Annotated in this window: 19 protein-coding genes; 7 read left to right on the plus strand and 12 right to left on the minus strand. The window is 68.8% G+C overall.

Features of this window, described 5'->3' with window-relative positions:
* Positions 1–182 precede the first annotated feature (182 nt).
* From CK951_RS01655 to CK951_RS01685, 7 genes are all read right to left on the minus strand, one after another.
* Positions 183–1,094, minus strand: coding sequence for an ornithine cyclodeaminase family protein (locus CK951_RS01655; RefSeq protein WP_096784510.1), 912 nt, complete (start codon positions 1,092–1,094; stop codon positions 183–185).
* Positions 1,095–1,123: 29 nt separating this feature from the next.
* Positions 1,124–1,582 (minus strand): YaiI/YqxD family protein, encoded by a 459-nt coding sequence (locus tag CK951_RS01660; RefSeq protein WP_096784511.1) that lies wholly within the window; start codon positions 1,580–1,582, stop codon positions 1,124–1,126.
* Entirely contained in the window at positions 1,575–2,408 is an 834-nt protein-coding gene (fghA, locus tag CK951_RS01665; protein ID WP_096784512.1) for an S-formylglutathione hydrolase, read from the minus strand. The genes CK951_RS01660 and fghA overlap by 8 nt, the downstream gene beginning before the upstream one ends.
* A gap of 15 nt (positions 2,409–2,423) precedes the next feature.
* A complete protein-coding gene (locus CK951_RS01670; protein WP_096784513.1) occupies positions 2,424–3,353 on the minus strand; it encodes an AEC family transporter in 930 nt (309 codons plus the stop codon).
* Between the two features lie 83 nt (positions 3,354–3,436).
* On the minus strand, positions 3,437–4,414 hold the full coding sequence (gene mbfA / locus CK951_RS01675) for an iron exporter MbfA (protein ID WP_096784514.1): 978 nt from the start codon (positions 4,412–4,414) through the stop codon (positions 3,437–3,439).
* A 391-nt stretch (positions 4,415–4,805) separates the two neighbouring features.
* Entirely contained in the window at positions 4,806–5,594 is a 789-nt protein-coding gene (locus tag CK951_RS01680) for an exodeoxyribonuclease III (protein ID WP_096784515.1), read from the minus strand.
* 211 nt (positions 5,595–5,805) lie between these two features.
* Positions 5,806–6,492 carry a response regulator transcription factor gene (locus tag CK951_RS01685; protein WP_096784516.1) on the minus strand — a complete coding sequence of 229 codons (687 nt, stop codon included), beginning with the start codon at positions 6,490–6,492 and terminating at the stop codon, positions 5,806–5,808.
* A gap of 150 nt (positions 6,493–6,642) precedes the next feature.
* Here CK951_RS01685 and ribA point away from each other — a divergent pair, with 150 nt between their 5' ends.
* Positions 6,643–7,731 (plus strand): GTP cyclohydrolase II, encoded by a 1,089-nt coding sequence (ribA, locus tag CK951_RS01690; RefSeq protein ID WP_096784517.1) that lies wholly within the window; start codon positions 6,643–6,645, stop codon positions 7,729–7,731.
* Positions 7,728–8,222 (plus strand): L,D-transpeptidase, encoded by a 495-nt coding sequence (locus tag CK951_RS01695; protein WP_096784518.1) that lies wholly within the window; start codon positions 7,728–7,730, stop codon positions 8,220–8,222. The genes ribA and CK951_RS01695 overlap by 4 nt, the downstream gene beginning before the upstream one ends.
* A 74-nt stretch (positions 8,223–8,296) precedes the next feature.
* On the opposite strand, the gene CK951_RS01700 is transcribed toward CK951_RS01695, so the two are convergent.
* The 3 genes from CK951_RS01700 to CK951_RS01710 form a co-directional block, all read right to left on the minus strand.
* Positions 8,297–8,950, minus strand: a complete 654-nt coding sequence (locus tag CK951_RS01700) for a YggS family pyridoxal phosphate-dependent enzyme (RefSeq protein ID WP_096784519.1) — start codon at positions 8,948–8,950, stop codon at positions 8,297–8,299.
* Positions 8,943–11,096, minus strand: coding sequence for a tetratricopeptide repeat-containing sulfotransferase family protein (locus CK951_RS01705; RefSeq protein ID WP_096784520.1), 2,154 nt, complete (start codon positions 11,094–11,096; stop codon positions 8,943–8,945). The genes CK951_RS01700 and CK951_RS01705 overlap by 8 nt, the downstream gene beginning before the upstream one ends.
* Before the next feature lie 122 nt (positions 11,097–11,218).
* Positions 11,219–12,283 (minus strand): porin, encoded by a 1,065-nt coding sequence (locus CK951_RS01710; RefSeq protein WP_096784521.1) that lies wholly within the window; start codon positions 12,281–12,283, stop codon positions 11,219–11,221.
* A gap of 284 nt (positions 12,284–12,567) precedes the next feature.
* On the opposite strand from CK951_RS01710, the gene CK951_RS01715 reads away from it, so the two are divergent.
* The 5 genes from CK951_RS01715 to CK951_RS01735 all read left to right on the plus strand — a co-directional run bounded on the left by CK951_RS01715 (position 12,568) and on the right by CK951_RS01735 (position 18,009).
* Positions 12,568–13,098 carry a DUF3576 domain-containing protein gene (locus CK951_RS01715; RefSeq protein ID WP_096784522.1) on the plus strand — a complete coding sequence of 177 codons (531 nt, stop codon included), beginning with the start codon at positions 12,568–12,570 and terminating at the stop codon, positions 13,096–13,098.
* Between the two features lie 95 nt (positions 13,099–13,193).
* Positions 13,194–15,737: a leucine--tRNA ligase gene (gene leuS / locus CK951_RS01720; protein ID WP_096784523.1), complete on the plus strand. Its 2,544-nt coding sequence runs from the start codon at positions 13,194–13,196 to the stop codon at positions 15,735–15,737.
* Positions 15,724–16,212 carry an LPS assembly lipoprotein LptE gene (gene lptE, locus CK951_RS01725; RefSeq protein WP_096784524.1) on the plus strand — a complete coding sequence of 163 codons (489 nt, stop codon included), beginning with the start codon at positions 15,724–15,726 and terminating at the stop codon, positions 16,210–16,212. The genes leuS and lptE overlap by 14 nt, the downstream gene beginning before the upstream one ends.
* On the plus strand, positions 16,209–17,201 hold the full coding sequence (gene holA, locus CK951_RS01730) for a DNA polymerase III subunit delta (RefSeq protein ID WP_096784525.1): 993 nt from the start codon (positions 16,209–16,211) through the stop codon (positions 17,199–17,201). Before lptE ends, holA begins: the two co-directional genes overlap by 4 nt.
* Positions 17,202–17,307: 106 nt before the next feature.
* Positions 17,308–18,009: a porin gene (locus CK951_RS01735; protein WP_096784526.1), complete on the plus strand. Its 702-nt coding sequence runs from the start codon at positions 17,308–17,310 to the stop codon at positions 18,007–18,009.
* Here CK951_RS01735 and CK951_RS01740 read toward each other — a convergent pair.
* On the minus strand, positions 17,969–19,159 hold the full coding sequence (locus CK951_RS01740) for a TIGR03862 family flavoprotein (RefSeq protein ID WP_096787133.1): 1,191 nt from the start codon (positions 19,157–19,159) through the stop codon (positions 17,969–17,971). The two genes, CK951_RS01735 and CK951_RS01740, sit on opposite strands and share 41 nt — an antisense overlap.
* Before the next feature lie 122 nt (positions 19,160–19,281).
* Positions 19,282–21,696: a hypothetical protein gene (locus CK951_RS01745; protein WP_096784527.1), complete on the minus strand. Its 2,415-nt coding sequence runs from the start codon at positions 21,694–21,696 to the stop codon at positions 19,282–19,284.
* Positions 21,697–21,698: the final 2 nt, after the last annotated feature.

The raw sequence follows: 21,698 nt of genomic DNA on the forward strand, positions 1-21,698 counted from the left end.
CGGCTGCGGCCGGCGGGCCTGTGCTTCGCGAGCACCCTGATCGCGGCCTTGTCCCGGCCGGCGCAGGAGGGGAGCGCGCTTTGCGTGGCTTCCCCATACCCGATCGATGCGCCGCAGGGCGGCAGGAGCGGCGGATGCGCGTCCCGATGCCCGGCTGACGGACCTTTCAGGTCCGGTGCGGCTCAGCGCATGCGCCACATGGCGGCGATGTAGGAGGCCGTCATGAGGTCGAGGTGGGCGCCGCCGCCGTTCTTGGCCAGCGTGATCTCGTCGTCCGAGGAGCGCGCATAGGCGCCCGAGGCGAGGTCGTAGTAGTCCGCCCGGATGTCGGCTTCGGAGATCACGCCGCGGGCGATCGGGTCCCGGATCTCGCCGATGTGGCCGATGGTGGTCGCGCGGCTGTCGACGAAGATCGTCGCCCGGCGCAGCGCCTCGTCATCCACCTCACGCATGTCGGGACGGTAGGCGCCGATCAGGTCGAGATGGGTGCCGGGCTTCAGCCACGCGCCCTTGACCACCGGCTCGTGGCTCATGGTGGCGGTGCAGATGATGTCGGCGGCCCGCACCGCGGCCTCGAGATCCTCGGTGGCGGTCACGCGGGGGCCTTCCATCGCGCGGGCCTTGTCGCCCGAGCGGTTCCAGACCGTGAAGCGCGCATCGTGAAAGAGGCTCGCATAGGCTTCGATCATCGAGCGGGCCACCGCGCCCGCGCCCACGATCAGGATCTCGCGGCTGTCCTTGCGGGCAAGGGTCTTCGCGGCGAGCAGGCTGTCGCCCGCCGTCTTCCATTTCGTCACCAGGTGGAAATCGACCAAGGCGTCCAGCGTGCCGTCACGGTCGGAGAACAGCGTCACGGCGCCATTGACCGAGCCCTTCCCCAGCGCGGCGTTGCCCGGAAAGATCGTCGCGGTCTTCACCAGTTGCCCCAGCCCGTCGATCCAGGCGGCACGGCTCAGCAGCGTGTCCTTGCCGCGGTAGAGGAAGACGTCGGCGATCTCGGCCCGGGGCAGCCTGTGCCCGGCCGCAAGCGCGGTCGTCAGCCCGTCCCAGGTCAGAAGGGACTCGGCCTCGGGGCCGATGATGTCGATGCTCATGTTCCTGCCTCGTGTCTGGACGCGCCCGGTCAGCGGCGGGCTGTCTGCGCCTTCCGCATCGCACGTTCCAGCACGTCGAGGAAGCGCGAACGGTCGGCCTTCGAGAAGGGCCGCCCGCCGCCCTGCCGGAACGGATCGGCCGAGCGGAGATCGGCCATCAGGTCGCGCGTCGCCAGCACGTTGCCGATGTTGGCGGCGGTCAGTTCCTCGCCGTTCGGCTTCACCACCAGCGCACCGGCCGCCACGACCTTTGCGGCGAGCGGAATGTCGGCGGTCACCACCACGTCGCCCGGCCCCGCGCGCTCGGCGATCCACATGTCGGCCACGTCCGGGCCTTCCGGCACGATGACGCTTTCGACCAGCGGATGCGCCGAGGGTCGGATGCCGCCGTTCGAGACGACGAACATCCGGATCCCGTGCCGGACGGCGACGCGCTCTGCCTCGGCCTTCACCGGGCAGGCGTCGGCGTCGATGTAGAGATCAGTCATAGAGCGCCGTGGCGTGGAACTGGATGTGCTCCTCCATGAAGGTCGCGACGAAGAAATAGCTGTGGTCGTAGCCCTGCTGCATCCGGAAGATGCCCTGCTGCCGCCGCGCCATCATCGCCTCGGCCAGAGCCTCGGGCTTCAGCGCGTCGAGGAACTGGTCCTGCGCGCCCTGGTCGATCAGCATCGGCCCGTCGAAGCCGCGCTTGCGCATCAGCATGACGGAATCGTGCGGCGCCCACTTGGCCTCGTCGCTGCCCAGATAGGCCAGAAGCTGCTTGCGGCCCCAGTCCGAGGCGGTCGGGTGGGTGATCGGCGCGAAGGCCGAGACCGAGCGGAACCGGCCCGGAAAGCTCATCGCGATGGTCAGCGCGCCATGCCCGCCCATCGAATGGCCCATGATGGACTGCCGCCCCTCGTCCAGCGGAAAGGCCGAGAACAGCACCCGCGGCAGATCCTCGGTGATGTAGTCCCACATGCGGAAGTTCGCCGACCACGGCTCTTCCGTGGCGTTGACGTAGAAGCCCGCCCCTTGGCCGAGCGCATAGTTCGACGGATCGTCCGGCACGCCCTCGCCGCGCGGCGAGGTGTCGGGAAAGACCAGCGCCACGCCCTCCTCGGCCGCCCATTTCTGCGCGCCGGCCTTCACCATCGCGTTCTCATGCGTGCAGGTCAGGCCCGAGAGATACCAGACCAGCGGCACGGCCGCATTCTCGGCCTCGGGCGGGAGGTAGAGGCCGAAGGTCATGTCGCAGTTGGTGACCGGCGACGTGTGGCAATAGACGCCCTGCATGCCCCCGAAACAGCGGCTCTCGGATATCGTCTTCATGGTGGTCTCCTCTCCTCAGAAGGTCGTGACCCAGGCGATCACGCCGGTGATGGTCAGGATGCTGACCGCGGTGGAAATCAGGATCGAGGCCGAGACGCGCTGCGGCGCGACCCCGTAGTGCTGCGCAAGGATGTAGACGTTGCCGGCGACGGGCAGGGCTGCGGCGGAGATCATCACGCCCGCGGCCTGCCGTTCGACGGGGAAGATCAGCAGCGCCGTGATGGCCACCGCCGCCGGATGCAGCACCAGCTTGCAGAACGAAAGCCAGGCGGCGACCTCGACCCGTTCGGCCGATTTTGTGGCGAGCGAGGCGCCGATGGCAAAGAGCGCCCCCGGCGTCGCCGCACCGCCCAGGAGCGCGAGGAAGTCGTTGACCGGCGCCGGCACCGGCAGCGCGGTCGCCGACCACGCCAGCCCCGCCACCATCGAGACGATCATCGGGTTCTTCAGCAGTCCCTGTGCCAGCACCTTCACGATGCGCAGGCTCATGTGACGCTCGCGCACGCCGGTGATGATCAGCGTGATCAGTGACGAGAACACGATCAGGTCGATGGCCAGCACCATCAGCACCGGCCCTGCCGCCTGCGCGCCCAGCAGCAGCACCAGCATCGGCACGCCCAGAAAGCCCGTGTTGCCGATGACGGCGCATTGCGCCTCGATCGCCGCTTCCTCGGTGTTCACGCCGCGCAGGCGGGCCACGCCGGCGGCCAGCGCATAGACCGCGGCACAGCCCGAGAGATAGGCGAGCACGAAGGGCCCCGACCAGATCTCGGCCAGCGAGAGGTTCGCGGCGAAGCGGAAGAGCATGGCGGAGAGCGCGAAGTAGAACACGAACTTCGTCAGCCAGGCCGTCGCCTCCGGCGTGAAAAAGCGCGTCCGCCCGGCCAGATAGCCCGTGCCGATCAGCGCGAAGAAGGGCAGGGTCTTGAGAAGGACGGGCAGCATCGCAGGCTTTCGGCTCGGGGTGCGGCCAAGGTTTCACGGCCCCGGCCGGGATGCAAGCTCGGCCAATCGTCGGACCCTGTTCCTCAGCCGAAGCCGATCAGGATGCCCGCGGCCAGCACGAGGCTGCCGCCCAGCACCACCTGCAGCGCCGCGCGCAGGAAGGGCGTCTCCATGTAGCGGTTCTGGATCCACGCGATGGCCCAGAGCTCGACGAAGACCACCGCGATGGCAATGGCGGTCGCGATGCCGAAGCTGGGGATCAGGTAGGGCAGCGCATGGCCGAGGCCGCCTGCCGTCGTCATCACGCCCGAGGCGAGCCCCCGCTTCCACGGCGCGCCGCGGCCCGAGAGGACGCCGTCGTCATGCGCGGCCTCGGTGAAGCCCATCGAGATGCCCGCGCCGACCGACGCCGCAAGGCCGACCTGAAAGGTCGTCCAGGGATCCTGCGTGGCGAAGGCGGTGGCGAAGATCGGCGCCAGCGTCGAGACCGAGCCATCCATCAGGCCCGCAAGCCCCGGCTGCACCCAGGTCAGGATGAACTGTCGCTTTGCCGTCTGGTCCTCCTCGGCGCGGACCTCGGTGCCGAGATGCTCGTCGGCCAGCGCATCGGCGCGGTGCTCGTGCCCCGCCTCGGCGGCCGCGAGATCGCCCAGCAGCTTGCGCGTCGAGGCATCCGTCACCCGCTTCGCCGCCTTTTCGTAGAAGCTGCGCGCGCTGTTCTCCATGTCCCAGGCCTCGGCGCGGATGCGCTCGATCGGCAGGGTCTCGAGCAGCCAGACCGGCTTGCGCGGCCGGTAGCCCTCCACGTGTTCGCGCCGGATCAGCGGGATGGCCTCGCCGAAGCGGTGGCGGAAGACCTCGATCAGGCGGCGCCGATGGCCGTCCTCCTCCTCGGCCATCGCCTCGAACACGCGGGCCGAGCCGGGATAGCCTTCCCGCAGGCGGTCGGCGTAGGTGCGGTAGATGCGGGCGTCATCCTCTTCCGACGAGATCGCAAGCGCGAGGATCTCCGCCTCGGTGAGGTCCTTGAAGCGGCGGCGCGATGAGAAACCGGGAATCATGTGTCACCTTTCAAGCGTCGTTCCAGATCGGGCGCAAACCCGTCTGCGGCAGGATCTTCCGTTTCAACATGTTGCCGGCGGCTGCGCATTCGGTCATCAGACCTAATCGAGCCGACAGAGGTGTCGCATCGGCCGAAGCAGCGCCTGCAATGGATGCCTTCATCGCGTGGCCCGAGCCTGTTGCCAAGCATCAATGCGAAGTTCCGGGTCGTGCGGGATGGTCGGTAGGCCGGGCGCTGCGATACGTGGCATGCTGGGCAAGGATGTGGCAGAACCTGCGCTGTCTGTCACGCGGGACGGCCGTCTCCGGCGAAGCGCTTCGCGTGAGGCCATCCGGATGAACTGACGGAGATCAGGGCGAAACCCCCTGCCGGAAGGGCGCGACCGCAGGTCAGAGATCGAACGTGGCGAAGACCGGTGCGTGGTCCGAAGGCTGCTCCCAGCCGCGGACGGTGCGCAGGATGCGGCTGCCATGCGCCGCATTGGCGATGTCGGGCGAGACCCAGATGTGGTCGAGCCGCCGGCCCTTGTCCGCGGCATCCCAGTCCGGCGAGCGATAGGACCACCAGGAATAGAGCCGCCCCTCGGGGATGTCCTTGCGGGTGACGTCGATCCAGCCGCCGGCCTCCATCAGCGCGTTCAGGTGATCGACCTCGACCGGCGTATGGCTCACGATCTTCAACAGCGCCTTGTGGTTCCAGACGTCATCCTCGCGCGGGGCGATGTTCAGGTCGCCCACAAGGATCGCCTTGCGCGGCTTGTCCTCGCGGCACCAGTCACGCATCCGGGTCAGGTAGTCGAGCTTCTGGCCGAACTTCACGTTCTGCTCGCGGTCGGGAATGTCACCGCCGGCCGGGACGTAGCAGTTGTGGATCGTCACCCCACTCTCGAGCGTGGCCGAGACGTGGCGGGCATGCCCCAGATCGGCGAAGTCGTGGTTGCCCGCATCCACCAGCGGCAGCTTCGACAGGATCGCCACGCCGTTGTAGCCCTTCTGCCCGCGCGCCACGCACCAGCCGTAGCCGAGCGCCCGGAACGCCTCGAGCGGCATCTTCTCGACCGGGCTCTTGCACTCCTGCAGGCAGAGGATGTCCGGCATCTCCTGGGTCAGCAGGCGCGAGACCAGCGCCTCGCGCAGGCGGACCGAGTTGATGTTCCAGGTGGCAAGCGTGAAGGTCATGGCGGGCTCCGGTTCTCGGGCCTTCTTCCTAGCCGGCAAGGTTCCGGGGGTCCACCATTGGCGAAGCGCGAAAAAAAGGCCGGGCACGAGGCCCGGCCAGATCCAACAGGGAGGGTCCGTGCCATTGCCCCGGCACGGGAGGGATTTCGCGAAGCGGGAACGGTCCCGCCTGAAGTGACCTATAACATATACTGTGGGAGTTAATTTGATCTCACGCAACTAGCCTGTAGCCACCGGACTCCGTGACCAGCAGCCGCGCGTTCGACGGATCGGGCTCGATCTTCTGCCGCAACCTGTAGATGTGTGTCTCTAGCGTATGGGTTGTAACGCCGGCGTTGTAGCCCCAGACCTCGTGGAGAAGCACCTCGCGAGCCACAACGCCTTGCGATGCGCGGTAGAGGTACTTCAAGATGTTGGTTTCCTTCTCGGTCAGGCGGATCTTGCGCTCCTTCTCGTCGACCAGCAGTTTCTGGGCGGGGCGGAAGCTGTAGGGTCCCAGTTGAAAGACTGCATCTTCCGATTGTTCATGCGCACGAAGTTGCGCCCTGATGCGTGCAAGCAACACCGGAAACTTGAAGGGTTTGGTCACATAGTCGTTCGCGCCCGCGTCGAGGCCGAGGATCGTGTCGCTGTCCGAATCATGTCCTGTCAGCATCAGGATCGGACATTTGACCCCGGCCTTGCGCATCCGGCGGCACAGCTCGCGGCCGTCCGTATCCGGCAGCCCCACGTCGAGGATGACCAGATCGTAGAGACCGGCCTTGGCCTTCTCCATCCCCTCGGCGCCCGAGCCGGCCTCGAACACGTCGAAATCCTCGGTCATCACCAGCTGTTCGCTCAGTGCCTCGCGCAGGTCGTCGTCGTCGTCCACGAGCAGGATCTTCTTCAGGGAAGCCATCGGTCTCTCCTTCGTTCTGCGGATCACATGTGCGTGCATCACCAGCGCGGCAAGATTTGCGACCATCTTCTCACGCGGACGTGTCGCAAGGCGGCGGATTGTTTCAATTTCCCGCGCAGGACGCTAGGAAGATCGCGAAAGGATGCCCCCATGCCGCTTGCCCCCAGCATCGTCGAACGCCTGAACCGCGCGCGGGGCGACCTGCGCATGGGCGTGCCGGTGGTGCTGACCGCCGAAGGAACCGGCGTGCTTGCCGTGGCGGTCGAGGCGCTGGAGGCGGCGCGGCTGGCCGAACTCCGTCTGCTGGGTGCGCCGGAACTGGCCATCACCGCGCGGCGCGCCGAGACGCTGAAGGCACGGGTCTACGACGGCGACCTTGCGCGGATCGAGGTGCCGGATGCCGCCGGGATCGAGTGGCTTCAGGCGGTGGCCGATCCGGCCGACGACCTGCGCCTGCCGATGAAGGGTCCGCTCCGCTCGCTGCGGGGCGGCGGGGCGGGGCTTGCGCGGGCGGCGCTGGCGCTGGCGAAATCAGCGCATCTGTTGCCCGCCGCGCTGGTCGTGCCGGTGGCCGAGCCGCTGCGGCTTGCTGTCGAGAATGCGCTGACCCTTCTGCCGCTGGCCGAGGTCGAGCCCGAACTCACGCGCGGCTCGCCGCTGCATCCGGTGGTCTCGGCGCGGGTGCCGATGGTCGCCTCGGAAGCGGGACGGGTGCATGTCTTCCGCCCCGAGGATGGCGGCGAGGAGCACTACGCGATCGAGATCGGCAAGCCCGACCGTGCCCAGCCGGTGCTGGCGCGGCTGCACTCGGCCTGTTTCACCGGCGACGTGCTGGGCAGCCTGAAATGCGACTGCGGCCCGCAACTGCGCGCGGCGCTGGGCCGGATGGGCGAGGAGGGGGCGGGGGTGCTGCTCTACCTCAACCAGGAGGGGCGCGGGATCGGGCTTGCCAACAAGATGCGCGCCTATTCGCTTCAGGATCAGGGCTTCGATACCGTCGAGGCGAACCACCGTCTCGGCTTCGAGGATGACGAGCGCGATTTCCGCATCGGCGCCGGGATCCTGCGGCAGATGGGGTTCTCGGCCGTGCGGCTGCTGACCAACAACCCGGCCAAGATCCGCATGATGGAGGCGAACGGCATCCGCGTGACCGAGCGCGTCCCGCTTCATGTCGGCCGGAACGAGTTCAATGCGGCGTATCTGGCCACCAAGGCCGCGAAGTCGGGGCATCTGGTATGAGCGATCTGGTCGTCACCCGCTGGGGAGCGCAGTTCATGGGCAGGGCGTTTGCCTGCGCCATCGGGCGGGGCGGCATCACCGGCGCAAAGCGCGAGGGCGACGGTGCCACGCCGCGGGGCACGCATCGCATCGCGGGGCTGCTCTACCGCCCCGACCGCGTCGCGGCATCGCAGTTGCCGGACTGGGCGCAGGCCTTTGGCCCCTCCGACCTCTGGTCGGACGATCCGCGCGACCCGGACTACAACCAGATGGTCCGCGCTCCGCACGCCTTCAGCCACGAGCGGCTGATGCGGGCCGACCCGCTTTATGACGTGATCCTGCTCACCGACTGGAACTGGCCCGAGGCCATCCCCGGCCGCGGCTCGGCGATCTTCCTGCACAGCTGGCGGCGGCCCCGCCATCCCACGGCGGGCTGCGTGGCCTTCGCGCGCCGCGACCTTCTGTGGATCGCGAACCGGATCACGCCGCAGACCCGGCTGGTCGTGAAATAGCCTTCGCGCGGGGCGACGCCACTCGTGCGCGGCACCGGAATGCCCCCTCGCCACGGGAAGGGCAGGGCCGGCTTCTATCGGGAATAGTCCCGCGCGCCAAAGATGGCGGAGCCTACCCGCACATGGGTCGCGCCGGCGGCGATGGCGGCCTCGAAATCGCCGCTCATCCCCATGGACAAGCCGCCGAGGCCGTTCCGCGCCGCAATGTCGGCCAGCATCGCGAAATGCGGCGCGCTGTCCTGATCCTCGGGCGGGATGCACATCAGGCCGCGGACCGGCAGGTCCATCCCGCGGCAGGCAGCGATGAAGGCGTCGGCGTCAGCCGGCAGCACGCCCGCCTTCTGCGGTTCTTCCCCGGTGTTCACCTGCACGAACAGCTCGGGTGAGGAGCCGCGCTCCTGCGCCAGCCGCGCCAGGCGCTCGGCAAGCGAGGGCCGGTCGAGCGTGTGGATCGCGTTGAAGAGGCCCACCGCCGCCTTCGCCTTGTTGGTCTGCAGCGGGCCGATCATGTGGACCGAGACATGGCCGAAGCGGTGGCGCAGGTCCGGCCACTTTGCCGTGGCCTCCTGCACGTAGTTCTCGCCGAAGATCCGGTGGCCCTGCTCGAGCACGGCCACCACGCGGTCCAGCGGCTGCACCTTCGACACGGCGATCAGCTCGACGGATCCCGGTTCGCGGCCCGCGGCCTGTTCGGCGCGGGCAATGCGCGACAGGATGTCCTCAAGCATGCTGCCCCTCCAGTGCCGCGATGAACCCGGCCAGATCCTCGCGGTGCCGCTCCCACGCCTTTGTCGAGGTGGCGTAGATCGGCTGGCGCACCTGATAGAGGCTCAACGTCTCGACGCGGCGCTTGTTCTCGTGGAAGTTCAGGCAGGCGTCCTCCCAGTCGAGGCCGCAGGCGGCGATCAGCCGGCGCGATTCCGCCTCGGGGTTGGCCACCAGCTCCTCGTATTGGACTTCGTGGAAGCCGCCCGGCATCTTGGCGCGCCAGAAGTCGATCAGTTCCTCGAACATGCGGAAATAGAGCCCGAGGTCGTGCAGGTCGTAGGCGTAGAGATGCGTGTTCTCGGCGAAGACGTTGCGGTAGATCGACAGCGCCGTGTCGCGGGGATCGCGGCGGACGACGACGAACTTCGCCTTCGGCAGCGCCTCGGCGATGAAGCCCATCCAGGCATGGGTCTGGATCGACTTGTCGGTGACCTGCACCGCATCCGGGAAGCGCCGGCGCAGCGTGGCCTCGTAGCGTTGGCCCATGGCGGCCACCTCATCCGGCGCGATATCGCCCCAGGCCCGGTGACGGCCCTGCGCGTCGAGGACCACCTTCTGCACCTCGCGCGCGGCGACGCCCACCTCGCCACCGCCGGTCATGCGGCTGTGGCTGGCGATGATCTGCTCGACCAGCGTCGTCCCCGAGCGCGGCATGCCGGTCACGAAGACCGAGGCGAAGTCGGATCGGCCCTCGGCCGGCCGCGGGGCGAAATCGGCGAAGGCGCGCAGGATGCCGTCGACCTCGGCGCGGCGGGTGGCGATGTCGTAGGGATGCGCCTTCCGCATCAGCTCGTTCGCGGGGCGCAGGTAGGTGAAGACGCGGTCGTGCCGCTTCAGGTCCTCCATCGCCTTGGCAAGGGCGAAGCCGAGGTGCATCCGGTCGGCCTCGGCGGTGGTGGAGTCGTCGAATCGGCGCTGCATCTCGGCCAGAAGCGGGTCGTCGGCCGTCATCTTCAGGCTGGCCGAGAGCAGCCGGTAGAACTCGCCCGTGCCCGGCGAAAGGGCGATGGCACGGCGCAGCAGCGCTTCGGCCTCGGCGAAGGCGCCGCGGCCCTGCAGCAGCAGCCCCTTGCGCGACAGAAGCATCGCGTGATCGGGTTCGCGCGACAGACCCTTCTCGTAGCAGGCTTCGGCCCCCGCCTCGTCGCCCTGCAGCAGCAGGACCTGACCCAGCCGCAGTTGCAGTTCGGCGCTGCGGTTGCCGGCCGCTTCCGAGGCGCGCAGGGCGGCCTCGGCCTCGGGGAAGTTGCGCAGGTCGGTGTGGAGGACGCCGAGCTGGAACTGCGCCTCGGCGTTGCGCGGCTCGGCTTCCACGGCGCGCTTCAGCGCGGCCAGCGCCTGCGGCTGCCGTCCGAGCCGGGCCTGCGCCAGCGCGAGCATCACCAGCGCCCGCGCCGGGGTCCGGGACAGCGCGGCGGCACGGGCCAGCGGCTCCAGCGCCTCGGCTGGCCGGCCGAGCCGCATCAGCGCCTGGCCGAGATGCAGGTGGCCCTCGCCCCAGCCCGGTTCGAGCGTGGTGCTGCGGCGGAACGCCTCCAGTGCCTGATCGGGCCGGCCGAGCGCCATCCGTGCGCTGCCGAGGACATCGGCGGCCAGCGCGCTGTCGGGCGCGGCCTTCAGGATCGCGAGCGCGCGCCGTTCCGCGGCCGCCATCCGGCCGGCGCGGACATCGTCCAGAAGCGCCTTCACCTCGGGCCCGGGCGCGCGCCCGATGCGAGGCTGCGCCACGGGTGCGGGCGTTGCGCCCGACAGGCGGGCCTCGATCTGCGAGAGCAGGGCCGGAGCCAGCTTCTTCCCGCGGGCTGCGGCAAGCACCGCGTCGCGGGCGGCCTCGTCGCCCAGAAGCTGTGCCGCGGCCGCCCATGCCTGCCAGACTGCTGCCTCCTGCGGGCGGGTGCGGGCCGCGCGGCCAAGCCAGTCCAGCGCCTCGGGCGACTTGCGGGTCGCGAGCAGCCGGCCGAGGTGGAAGGCGGCTGCCGCCATGTCGGGCGCGACGGCCAGCATCGAGCGATAGCGCTCCTCGGCCTCCGCCAGCCGGCCCGCTTCGTGCAGCCGCACGGCTTCGGACAGCAGGTGAGAGAGATGGGCGGGGTTCAGGGGCAACATGGTGAAATGTCCGCAAGGTTTCGCCCGGAACTAGCACGGCCGCGCGCCCATGTCGATTTGGCGGCACAAAAGAAAAGAGCGGGCACGAGGCCCGCTCTTTCCGTTCAGGATCGGAGATCCGATCAGAACGACATCGAGACGCCGACCGAGTAGGTTTCCCAGTCGCCTTCGATGCCGTCGACGTCGGAGTCGCCGTAGCCGCCGTGGACTTTCAGGCCGCCGCCGAGGTCGTAGGCCGCAGCGATGCCGTAGCCTTCGATCTTGTCAGCCGCGCCTTCGGTGTCGAAGTCGAACACGCCGTAGTTGGCGCCGATTTCGAACGCGCCGGTCACGAAGCCACCCGAGATCGCCATGTGGGCGAAGTCGAGGTCTTGGCCCGCGTCGTTCTCAGCCGACCAGTCCGAGTACTCGATGCCGGCCTTGAAGCCGTTGTTGAAGTCGGCAGTGGCGCTGACCGCGAGGATGTCGACGTCGGCTTCGCCGATGCCCTGCACGTCTTCCACGAAGGTGATCGCGCCATCGTCGAAGGTCTGGTAGGCGAGGCCGAAGCCGAGGCCGAAGCCGCCGAAGTCACCGCTGTACTTACCACCGACGGCGTAGTTCTCGCCGCTGTCGCCAACGATTTCGTTGTTGACGCCAACTTCCGGATCATCCGAAACGAACGCGCCGTCCGACAGTTCCGCCGAGATCGCGACGCCGAAGTCGCCGAAGTTGTACTCGTAGCGGGCGATCTGGTTGTCGTACGAAGCGTCGCCGAACGCGCCGAGGTAGCCGAGGTGGGTGGTTTCGTCGTCGCCGATCGAGCCCGGGTTGCCGATGTTCTCGGTGATCGCCCAGTCCATGGCGCCGTCGATTTCACCCATGGTCAGGGTGCCGTAGGCGCCCGAGATGAAGGCGGCGGTGTTGTCGGCCGAGAAGTTGCCGTTGGCTTCGCCTTCGTCCTTCGAGATCTCGGTGCTGACGCCGAACGACAGGCCCATGTCGGTCTCGCCGGTGGCGGTCACGATCAGGTTGAAGTCGTTGTGGAATTCGGTGCCGCCGACGTTCGACTGGCCACGGCCGATCACAGCCATGTCCTCGCCGCTGCCGACGATGCCCATTTCGGCGGTGCCGCTGAAGGTGATTTCGGCCGCGGCCACACCGGCGGTCATGACCAGGGCGGTGGTCGCAAGAAGAATCTGTTTCATAGTTTCCCTCGTTTGTCTCGTCTGCGCCCCAGCTCAGGGGAATCCGAGTGGGCCTGCCTCTGTTTCCCCTCTGGCGGCCTCGATTGCAATTGGAACGGCCCGCCGAAGGGGAAAGACGTAGATGATGGTGCAGTCTTGCCACAGTCATCTTTTCCGCCCGCCACGGCCCCCAAAGGCCGGAAAATGCCTGATTTCCTGCCCGCGAGGGGCTTCGGGCGGGAAAAACCTTGGCACGGTCGGGAGGCTCGGCTAGACAGCACCAGACGTAAGACACGGGGGACTTCATGAGCTTCCATCGCCTCGCGCGCGCCGCCCTTCCGGTCGGACTCGCGCTTTCGCTCTCGGCCTGTGGCGGCTCGGTCGGCGCGCCCGGCAACGAGTCGATGCGCGACGCGGCGGAACGCCAGGCGGCGGCAGGCGCGGCCCAGCGCGAGGCCGAGTTCGCGGAGCGCAATCCCGCCTCCACCGGTTCCTCGGTCTGGGACCTGTTCGGCGCGAAGGACGATCCCAACACCACCGTCGAGGTGAACAAGTATATCTGGAACGCCTCTCTGGAAGTGCTGAACTTCCTGCCGATCCAGTCGGTGGACCCGTTCACCGGCGTGATCTCGACCGGCTACGGCGTGCCGCCGGGCGGCGGGCGGGCCTATCGCGCGACCGTCTACGTGCAGGACCCGGCCCTTGACGCGCGCTCGCTGAAGGTGGCGCTGCAGACGCAGGGCGGCGGGCCGGTCTCGGCCGAGACCCAGCGCGCGGTCGAGGATGCGATCCTGAACCGGGCCCGGCAGCTGCGGCTGCGCGACTCGAGCCTCTGACACACCCCCCGGGCGACCGGAAGAAGCAGGGGCGGCTCTGGACCTCGGGCGCCGCCTCGGTGTAACTGCGGGCGATCCTGTCTGAAGAGGCCGCCATGTCCCGCTACGATCCCGCAGCAACCGAAAGCCGTTGGCAGGCCGCCTGGGACGAGGCGGGCGTCTTCAAGGCGCGGCACGACCCCTCGCGGCCGAAATACTACGTGCTCGAGATGTTCCCCTACCCCTCGGGGCGCATCCACATGGGGCACGTGCGCAACTACACGATGGGCGACGTGGTGGCGCGGCAGAAGGCCGCCGCCGGCTATTCCGTCCTGCATCCGATGGGCTGGGACGCCTTCGGGATGCCCGCCGAGAACGCCGCGATGGAGCGGGGCGGCCACCCGAAGGACTGGACCTACGGAAACATCGCCGACATGCGTGCGCAGATGAAGCCGCTGGGCCTGTCCATCGACTGGAGCCGCGAGTTCGCGACCTGCGACCCGGAATACTACGGCCAGCAGCAGGCCATGTTCATCGACATGATGGAGGCGGGCCTGATCTACCGCAGGAACGCGGTGGTGAACTGGGACCCCGTGGACATGACGGTGCTTGCGAACGAGCAGGTGATCGACGGCAAGGGCTGGCGCTCGGGTGCGCCGGTCGAGCGGCGGGAGCTGACGCAGTGGTTCTTCCGGATCTCGGACTATGCCGGGGAACTGCTGGAGGCGCTGGACACGCTGAAGGACTGGCCCGAGAAGGTGCGGCTGATGCAGGCCAACTGGATCGGCAAGTCGCGCGGTCTGCAATTCGCCTTCTCGACCGTCGGCGCGCCCGAGGGATTCGACCGGCTGGAGGTCTATACGACGCGGCCCGACACGCTGATGGGCGCATCCTTCGCGGCGATCTCGCCGGATCATCCGCTGGCCAGGCATCTGGAGCGGCACAACCCGGAGGTGGCCGAGTTCGTGGCCGAGTGCCGGCGCGTCGGCACCTCGGAGGAGGCGCTGGAGAAGGCGGAGAAGAAGGGCCTCGATACCGGCATCCGTGTGCGCCATCCCTTTGACACGGCGTGGGAACTGCCGGTCTACATCGCGAACTTCATCCTGATGGATTATGGCACCGGGGCGATCTTCGGCTGCCCGGCGCATGACCAGCGCGACTTCGAGTTCGCCTCGAAATACGGCCTGCCGATCCCGCCGGTCTTCGTCGCCGAGGGTACCGAGGAGGCGCCGCTGGCGGAAGCCTTCGTGCCGATGAAGTCCGAACGCGTGCGCTATGTCCGCGGCTTTGCGGGTGCCGAGGTGCAGACCGGCGACGAGGGTGTCGCCGCTGCCATCGAGTTCTGCGAATCGCAGGGCGTGGGCCGGGGCGTGACCAACTACCGCCTGCGCGACTGGGGCATCAGCCGCCAGCGCTACTGGGGCTGCCCGATCCCGGTGATCCATTGCGAGACCTGCGGCGTGGTCCCGGAAGCCAAGGAGAACCTGCCCGTCCGCCTGCCGGACGACGTGACCTTCGACGTGCCGGGCAACCCGCTCGACCGCCATCCGACGTGGCGCGACTGCACCTGCCCGAAATGCGGCGCGAAGGCCCGGCGCGAGACCGACACGATGGACACGTTCGTGGACTCGTCGTGGTATTACGCCCGCTTCACGGCGCCTCATGCGGCGACGCCGACCGATGCCGAGGAAGCCGACTACTGGATGAACGTCGACCAGTATATCGGTGGCATCGAGCATGCGATCCTGCACCTGCTCTATTCCCGCTTCTTCGCGCGGGCGATGCAGAAGACCGGCCACCTGCCCGCCAAGGCGATCGAGCCGTTCAACGCGCTGTTCACGCAAGGGATGGTGACGCACGAGATCTACATGACCCGCGACGCGGCGGGCCGCCCGGTCTATCACCTGCCCGAGGACGTGACCGAGGGGAAACTGGCGGACGGCACTCCGGTCGAGATCATCCCCTCGGCCAAGATGTCGAAATCGAAGAAGAACGTCGTCGATCCGATGAACATCATCGCCCAGTTCGGTGCCGACACGGCGCGCTGGTTCGTGATGTCGGACAGCCCGCCCGAGCGCGACGTCGAATGGACGGCCTCGGGCGCCGAGGCGGCGTTCAAGCATCTGGGCCGCGTCTGGCGGCTGGCCGACGAGATCAGCCGCGCCGACGCTGCCGCCAATGCCGAGGATGCGGCGCTGGACAAGGCCACCGCCAAGGCCATTGCCGAGGTCACGCAGGGGATCGAGGGCTTTGCCTTCAACAAGGCCATCGCCAAGCTTTACGAATTCACCAACACGCTCTCGCGCTCGGCTGCGGGGGCTGAGGCGAAGAAGCGCGCGATGCGCATCATGGCGCAGCTGATGTCGCCGATGGTGCCGCATCTGGCCGAGGAGGTCTGGGCCATGCTCGGCGGCGAGGGGCTGGTGGCCCGGGCGCCCTGGCCCAAGGCCGACCCTGCGCTTCTGGTCGATGATACGGTGACCCTTCCGATCCAGGTGAACGGCAAGCGCCGGGCCGAGATCACGGTGCCGAAGGACATGGCCGCATCCGAGGTTGAAAAGCTGGTGCTGGCAGACGAAGCTGTGCAGCGCGCGCTGTCGGGCGGTGCGCCGAAGAAGCTGATCGTCGTGCCGGGCCGCATCGTCAATGTCGTCATCTGACCGCCGCGCCTTCCTTCTTGCCACGCTGGCCCTTGCCGGCTGCGGCTTCCGTCCGGCCTATGCGCCGGGCGGCCCGGCCGAGACGCTGCAGGGCGCGATCCGGGTGGACGACCCGACCGACAAGAACGGCTTCGACCTGGTGGAGCGGCTGGAGGAGCGTCTCGGCCGCCCCGAGGCGCCGCGCTTCGACCTGCACTACCGGATCAGCACCGACATCGACAGCGTCGGCATCACCTCCGACAACTCGATCACCCGCTACAACCTGAGCGGCCGGATCGACTTCACCGTCGAGGACCGCACGACGGGCAAGACGGTGGACAGCGGCACCGTCACGAACTTCACCTCGTGGTCGGCGACAGGCTCCACCGTCGCGGCACTGGTCGCCGAACAGGACGCCTCCTACCGGCTGATGCGGATCCTCGCCGACCAGATCGTGACCCAGCTCATCGCCACGTCGGGGCGCTGGCTCGGATGATCCTGAAGGGCGCCGAGGCCGCGCGCTATCTGGCCCGGCCCGATCCGTCCCGCGCCGGCCTTCTGATCTTCGGGCAGGATGCGATGCGGGTCGCGCTCAAGCGTCAGGAGGCGATCGCCGCGCTGATCGGTCCCGAAGGCGCGGCCGAGATGCGGCTGTCACGCCTTCCCGCCGCCGAGTTGCGGCGCGATCCGGCCGCGCTTTTGGACGCCATGACGGCGAAAGGCTTTTTCGCGGGGCCGCGTGCCGTTCTGGTGGACGAGGCCGGCGACGGTCTGGCGGAGCTTGTGGGCCACGCCCTGAAGGCTTGGCGGCCGGGCGATGCGCAGCTTGTGGTGACCGCGGGCGGCCTGACGGGCAAGTCCGCGCTGAAGAAGCTGTTCGAAGCGCATCCCAACGCAGTCTGCATCGGCCTCTATGACGACCCGCCCACCCGCGACGAGATCGAGGCGATGCTGCGACAGGCGGGCCTCGGTGCGCTGGAGCCTGCGGCAACCGCGGCACTCTCGGCGTTGTCGCGCGAGATCGATCCCGGCGACCTGCGCCAGACCGTCGAGAAGCTTGCGCTCTACAAGCTGGGCGATCCGGCGCCGCTGTCCGCGGCCGAGGTCGCAGCCCTTGCCCCGGCCTCGATCGAGGCGGGAGTGGATGACCTGCTGCATGCCGTGGCCGAGGGGCGGCGGGCCGAGGTCGCGCCGCTGCTGCGGCGGCTCGAGGCGCAGGGCGTGAATGCGGTCACGCTCTGCATCGGCGCGCTCCGCCACTTCCGCAACCTGCACCGGATCGCGACGGGGGCGGAGGCGGGGCGGCCCACCTACAACCCGCGGCGCGAGCAGATGCAACGCCAGTCGCAGCGGTGGGGGGTGCAGCGGCTGGAGGAGGCGCTTCGGCTGCTGGTGGAGACCGACCTGACGCTGCGGTCGACAAGCCGGGCCCCGGCCATGGCCGTGATGGAGCGCGCGCTGATCCGTCTGTGCAACCACCGCTGACAGGCCGCCCGGGCTTGGCCCGAGCAATTTCCGCTACAGGGGGTGATCCCGAAGGCGGAACGTGCTAGATCCGGTATGAGGCAGAACAAGAAACTTGGAGCAGACCATGAACAGGCTTTCCGTGCTCGCCCTCGCGGCGGCCGTGGCCGCGACTCCGGCCATCGCCGAGATGACGGGCGCCACAGTGGATTTCGGCCATTCCGCCTTTACCGAGGACAGCGACATCGCCAAGACGAGCCTCGGCGGGTCGGTCGATTTCGCCTTCGGGCCAAGCTTCGGCGTGCAGGGCGATCTGGGCTACAGCAGGCTGCACGGCATCGAGGACGACGCGACGTCGGGCGCGCTGCACGGGCTTTTCTATGTGAATCCCGAGACGGCCCTTGGCATCTTTTACGGCATCGAGGATGTCGCCGGCGACAGCGTGGATTTCTACGGCTTCGAGGTCGGCCAGCGCAGCGACACCTTCGACGTCGAAGCCCATGTCGGCCGCGCGGACAATTCGGGGCTCACCGGCTCGATGATGGGGCTGGAGGGAAGCGTCCTGCTTTCCGGCAGCTTCGGGCTGGGCGGCAAGATCCAGCACCTCGACATCGAGGGGCTGGATACCACGCGGTTCGGCCTGACCGGCGACTACACGCTGCCGAACGGTCTGGCGCTGACGGCCGAGGTCGGCGCGCTGGATGCGGACGATCTGGGCCTCGATGGTTCCGAGCCTTATGTCGGGATCGGCGCGCGCTTCGACTTCGGCCCGAACCGCGGCACCATGTTCAGCCGGCGCAGCCTGCTTTCGGTGACCCCGGGGCTCTAGCGGCGGCGCGGCCCGCGTGACGGCCGGTGGCGAGGCAGGCGGTCAGCAGGTAGCCTCCGGTCGGGGCCTCCCAGTCGAGCATCTCGCCGCAGGCGAAGATGCCCGGCAGGGCCCGCAGTTCCAGATCGCCGGTCAGGCTGTCCCGCGTGATGCCGCCGGCGGTCGAGATCGCCTCGTCGAGCGGGCGCGGGCCTGCGAGCGGCACCGCCAGCGCCTTGAGCAGCCGGGCCAGCGCCTCGCCCTGCGGCAGGGGGCGGGCGAACTCCTGCACCAGCGCCGCCGCGGCCGGCGAGAGGCCCAGCTTGCGCAGCCGGTTGGCGATGCTCTCGCCCGCCCGCAGCTTTGCGATCCGGGTGGCGAGGTCCTGCGTCGAAAGGTCGGGCAGCAGGTCCAGCGTCAGGGGCGCGCCCTCCCTCAGGAGACGGGACAGGGCATAGACCCCGCCGCCCTCGATCCCACGCGCCGAGATGACGAACTCGCCACGCTCGCGCCGGTCGCCCGCCATCAGCGCGCAGCCCTTCACCGGCGCGCCGAAGTGTCGGGCCATGTGCGGGCTCCAGTCGACGAGAAAACCCATGTTGGCCGGCCGGAACGGCGCGATGCCGACGCCCCGCGCCGCGAGCCATTCCGCCCATGCGCCATCGGAGCCGAGGCGCGACCAGCTTGCCCCGCCCAGCGCCAGCACCGTCACCGCCGGTGTCAGCTCCACAGGGCCGTCCGGCGTGCGGAAGCGAAGGGCGCGCCCCTCGAACCCCTCCCAGCGCCAGCGGGTGCGGACCTCGACGCCCAGCGCGTTCAGCCGCACAAGCCAGGCGCGCAGCAGCGGCGAGGCCTTCATGGCGACCGGGAAAACCCGGCCCGAGGTCCCGGTGAACACCGGCTGGCCGAGGGCGCGCGCCCAGTCCTGCACCGCCTCGGGGCCGAATTCGGCCAGCATGGGCAGGAGCCAGTCCGCCGCCTCGCCATAATGCGCCATGAACCCGGACAGCGGCTCGTCCTTGGTCAGGTTCAGGCCCGACTTGCCTGCCATGAGGAGCTTGCGCCCGAGGCTCGGCTTGCCATCGCAGAGCAGGACACGACGCCCCGCGCGGGCAAGCTCCTCGGCGGCCATCAGCCCCGCGGGTCCACCCCCGATTACCACTGCGTCGATCATCCGTGCTCCTTTCTCGCCCCGGCACGGTAGGCGAGGCGGCCGGCAAAGGAAATGCCCGCCCCGAGGGGGCGGGCAACAGCCGGAACGGGGGCCCCGGCCGAAGCCGGACCGGACCGGACTCAGAACGTCGGGTCGGGCGCGATCTTCCGGTTCATCCAGGGACGTGCCTCGGTGAAGGGAACCAGGGCCGCCGCAGTGGTCTCGTGCTTGGTCGCGCCGTAGATGTACATGTCGCCCGAGCCGTCGCTGTAGGGGTAGGTGCTCGGATTGGCGAACTTCGCCGCGACGTCGAACATCGGATAGAGCGACCAGTTCGCGTCCCAGTTCTCGTGTCGCGCGATGTTCGGGCAGCAGAACACCTCGACGCCGTCGATGAAGCTGTAGATCCAGTCGCGGTCGACGTAGGCGGCGTAGTCGTGGATCTCGGTATAGGCGTCGAAGGTGCTGAAGCCGAGCTTGTTCAGGTCGAACTTCAGCGGGTGGCGGTTCATCACCGTGAGCGAGCCGAAGGGGCCGGAATGCGCCGTGGAGGTGGACCACGATCCGTCCGGCCAGCTGCCGTAGATCCCGTTGAAGTGCTCGAAGATGTCGAACTCGGGCGGCCAGCCGTCGCCCAGCAGCCAGAACGCCGGCCAGGAGTACATCCGGCTCGAGGTCATGCACCGCGCCGACCAGACGCCGGTCTTGCCGCGCCAGGCGGGCAGGCGCTGCGCGACGAGGGCGCTGGCCTGATGGTAGAACAGCCGCGTGTCCTGGAAGACATGCGGTGCAACCAGCCGCTCGGAGCGCAGGCGCACGAACGGCCGGCCCTGCTGGTCGGTGCCCTTCATGTGCGGCGTCTGCGCGACCCCCGGGAAGGCGTCGTCGTTGAGGTAGAGCCCGACCTCGCCGTTACCGTCCTGGGTGTAGCCATGCGACAGGCGCGACATCCAGCACGGCGTGCCGGAGGAGGCATTTCCGACATAGCCGCTGTCCGACCAGATGATGCCGGCGGGATCGAGCGAAACCGTCGGCGCGCCGGTAAAGGTCAGCTGCATCGGCGGACGGTGGTGGGGCATGACGGCGGGCAGGGCATTGACCGCGCCCTCCTTGACCTCGACGTAGCCGGTGATCGGGCTGGCCGTCGCCCATCCGCCCATGTCGGTGTGGAAGGCGATGCTGAACCGGTTGCCGGCCGCGCGACCGTATTGCATGTCGATCGTGACCCAGAGATCGCGGTCGTCCCCCGGGCGCCATGCGCACCAGTAGGGCCCGACCCAGAGCTCCTGGTTGCTGCCGACGTTCACGTTGCCCCCCGTCACGTTCGACACCCACGGGCGCAGGTAGGCGGTCGCCTTGATGTCCGAACTGGCCGAGACCCGGACATGGGCATAGCGGCTGCCCGGCGCCACGTAGACGGTCCTGCTGGCCTGGTCGTCGAAGGCTATGACCGGCATCGGCAGCGTGCCGATCCTTTCCCAGGGCTTCGGCTCCGCCGTCGCGGGCGGCACCGTCGTCTCGGGCGGCACCGAGGGGGCGGGCGGCTCCGCTGTCGTGACCGTGACCGGCGCCGGTGCGGCAGAGGCCCCGTCCAGAGCCCAGGAGAACTGCTGCACCTTGACCGTCGTGGCGGTGGAGGCACCGCAGCCCGCGGTGACGCCGCAGCGGCCGGCGGTGACGATCGGGCTGCCGTCGGTCACGGTGCCGGTCCATGCGGCGGGCTCGTTCTCGCTCGCAGGCCAGGCCTTCCACGACAGCGTCGGTCCGCTCAGCCGCATGCGCAGCCAGTAGTCGCCGGCCGCGGCACGTGGGAAGGCCAGGTTCGACAGGATGGTGGCGGTGCCTGCGTTGAAGCGGACCACCTGCATGGACGGCCCGGAACCGTTGTTGTTGAACATCACCCGGTAGCCGCTTTCGCTCGTGGCGGCACCGGATGCCCGCATCGCCAGGCCGCCATAGCCGCCGGCATCGGCGAAGCCGAACAGCGCCAGCGTCTCGACGTCGGTGGCAGTGTCGAGGGCGTCACAGGACAGCAGCGTCCGCGACGTGTTGGCGGGCTGCGAGCGGATGGCGCCCCCGGTCTCGATCCAGTCGAGCGGATGCCAGCCCTGCGTCCAGCCGACGGGCGCCGCGGCCGTCTCGTCGTCGAACAGGTCGGCCGTCACCGGCGCACCGCCCCCCTCGAGCTTCGTCAGACGCGACAGAGCCTCGGTCAGGCGCGTGCCGAGGCTGCCCATCTCGCTCTGCACCGTGTCCAGCCGCTCGCACAGCGCCGCATCCCCGGCTGTCGAACTCGCGCTGAGCGAATCGATGCGGCCGGCAAGGGCGGTGTCGCTGCACTGGCTGGTGTCCGCCACGGCGGGCAGCGCCGATTCCAGCGCCGCGAGACGCGCAAGCAGGGCTGCGCTCTCTTCCGCCGCATGGTCCTCGAGGGACAGCAGTTCCGCCTTCACCGCATCGATGCGCGTCGCAAGGTCGGTCGCCTGCCCCTCGATGTTCGCCACCTGCGTGGACAGGGCATCGAGGAGCGGTGTGATATCTGGGTCAATGGCCATAG

Source organism: Rhodobacter sp. CZR27 (genome assembly GCF_002407205.1).
In the GTDB taxonomy this organism is placed as follows: domain Bacteria; phylum Pseudomonadota; class Alphaproteobacteria; order Rhodobacterales; family Rhodobacteraceae; genus Cereibacter_A.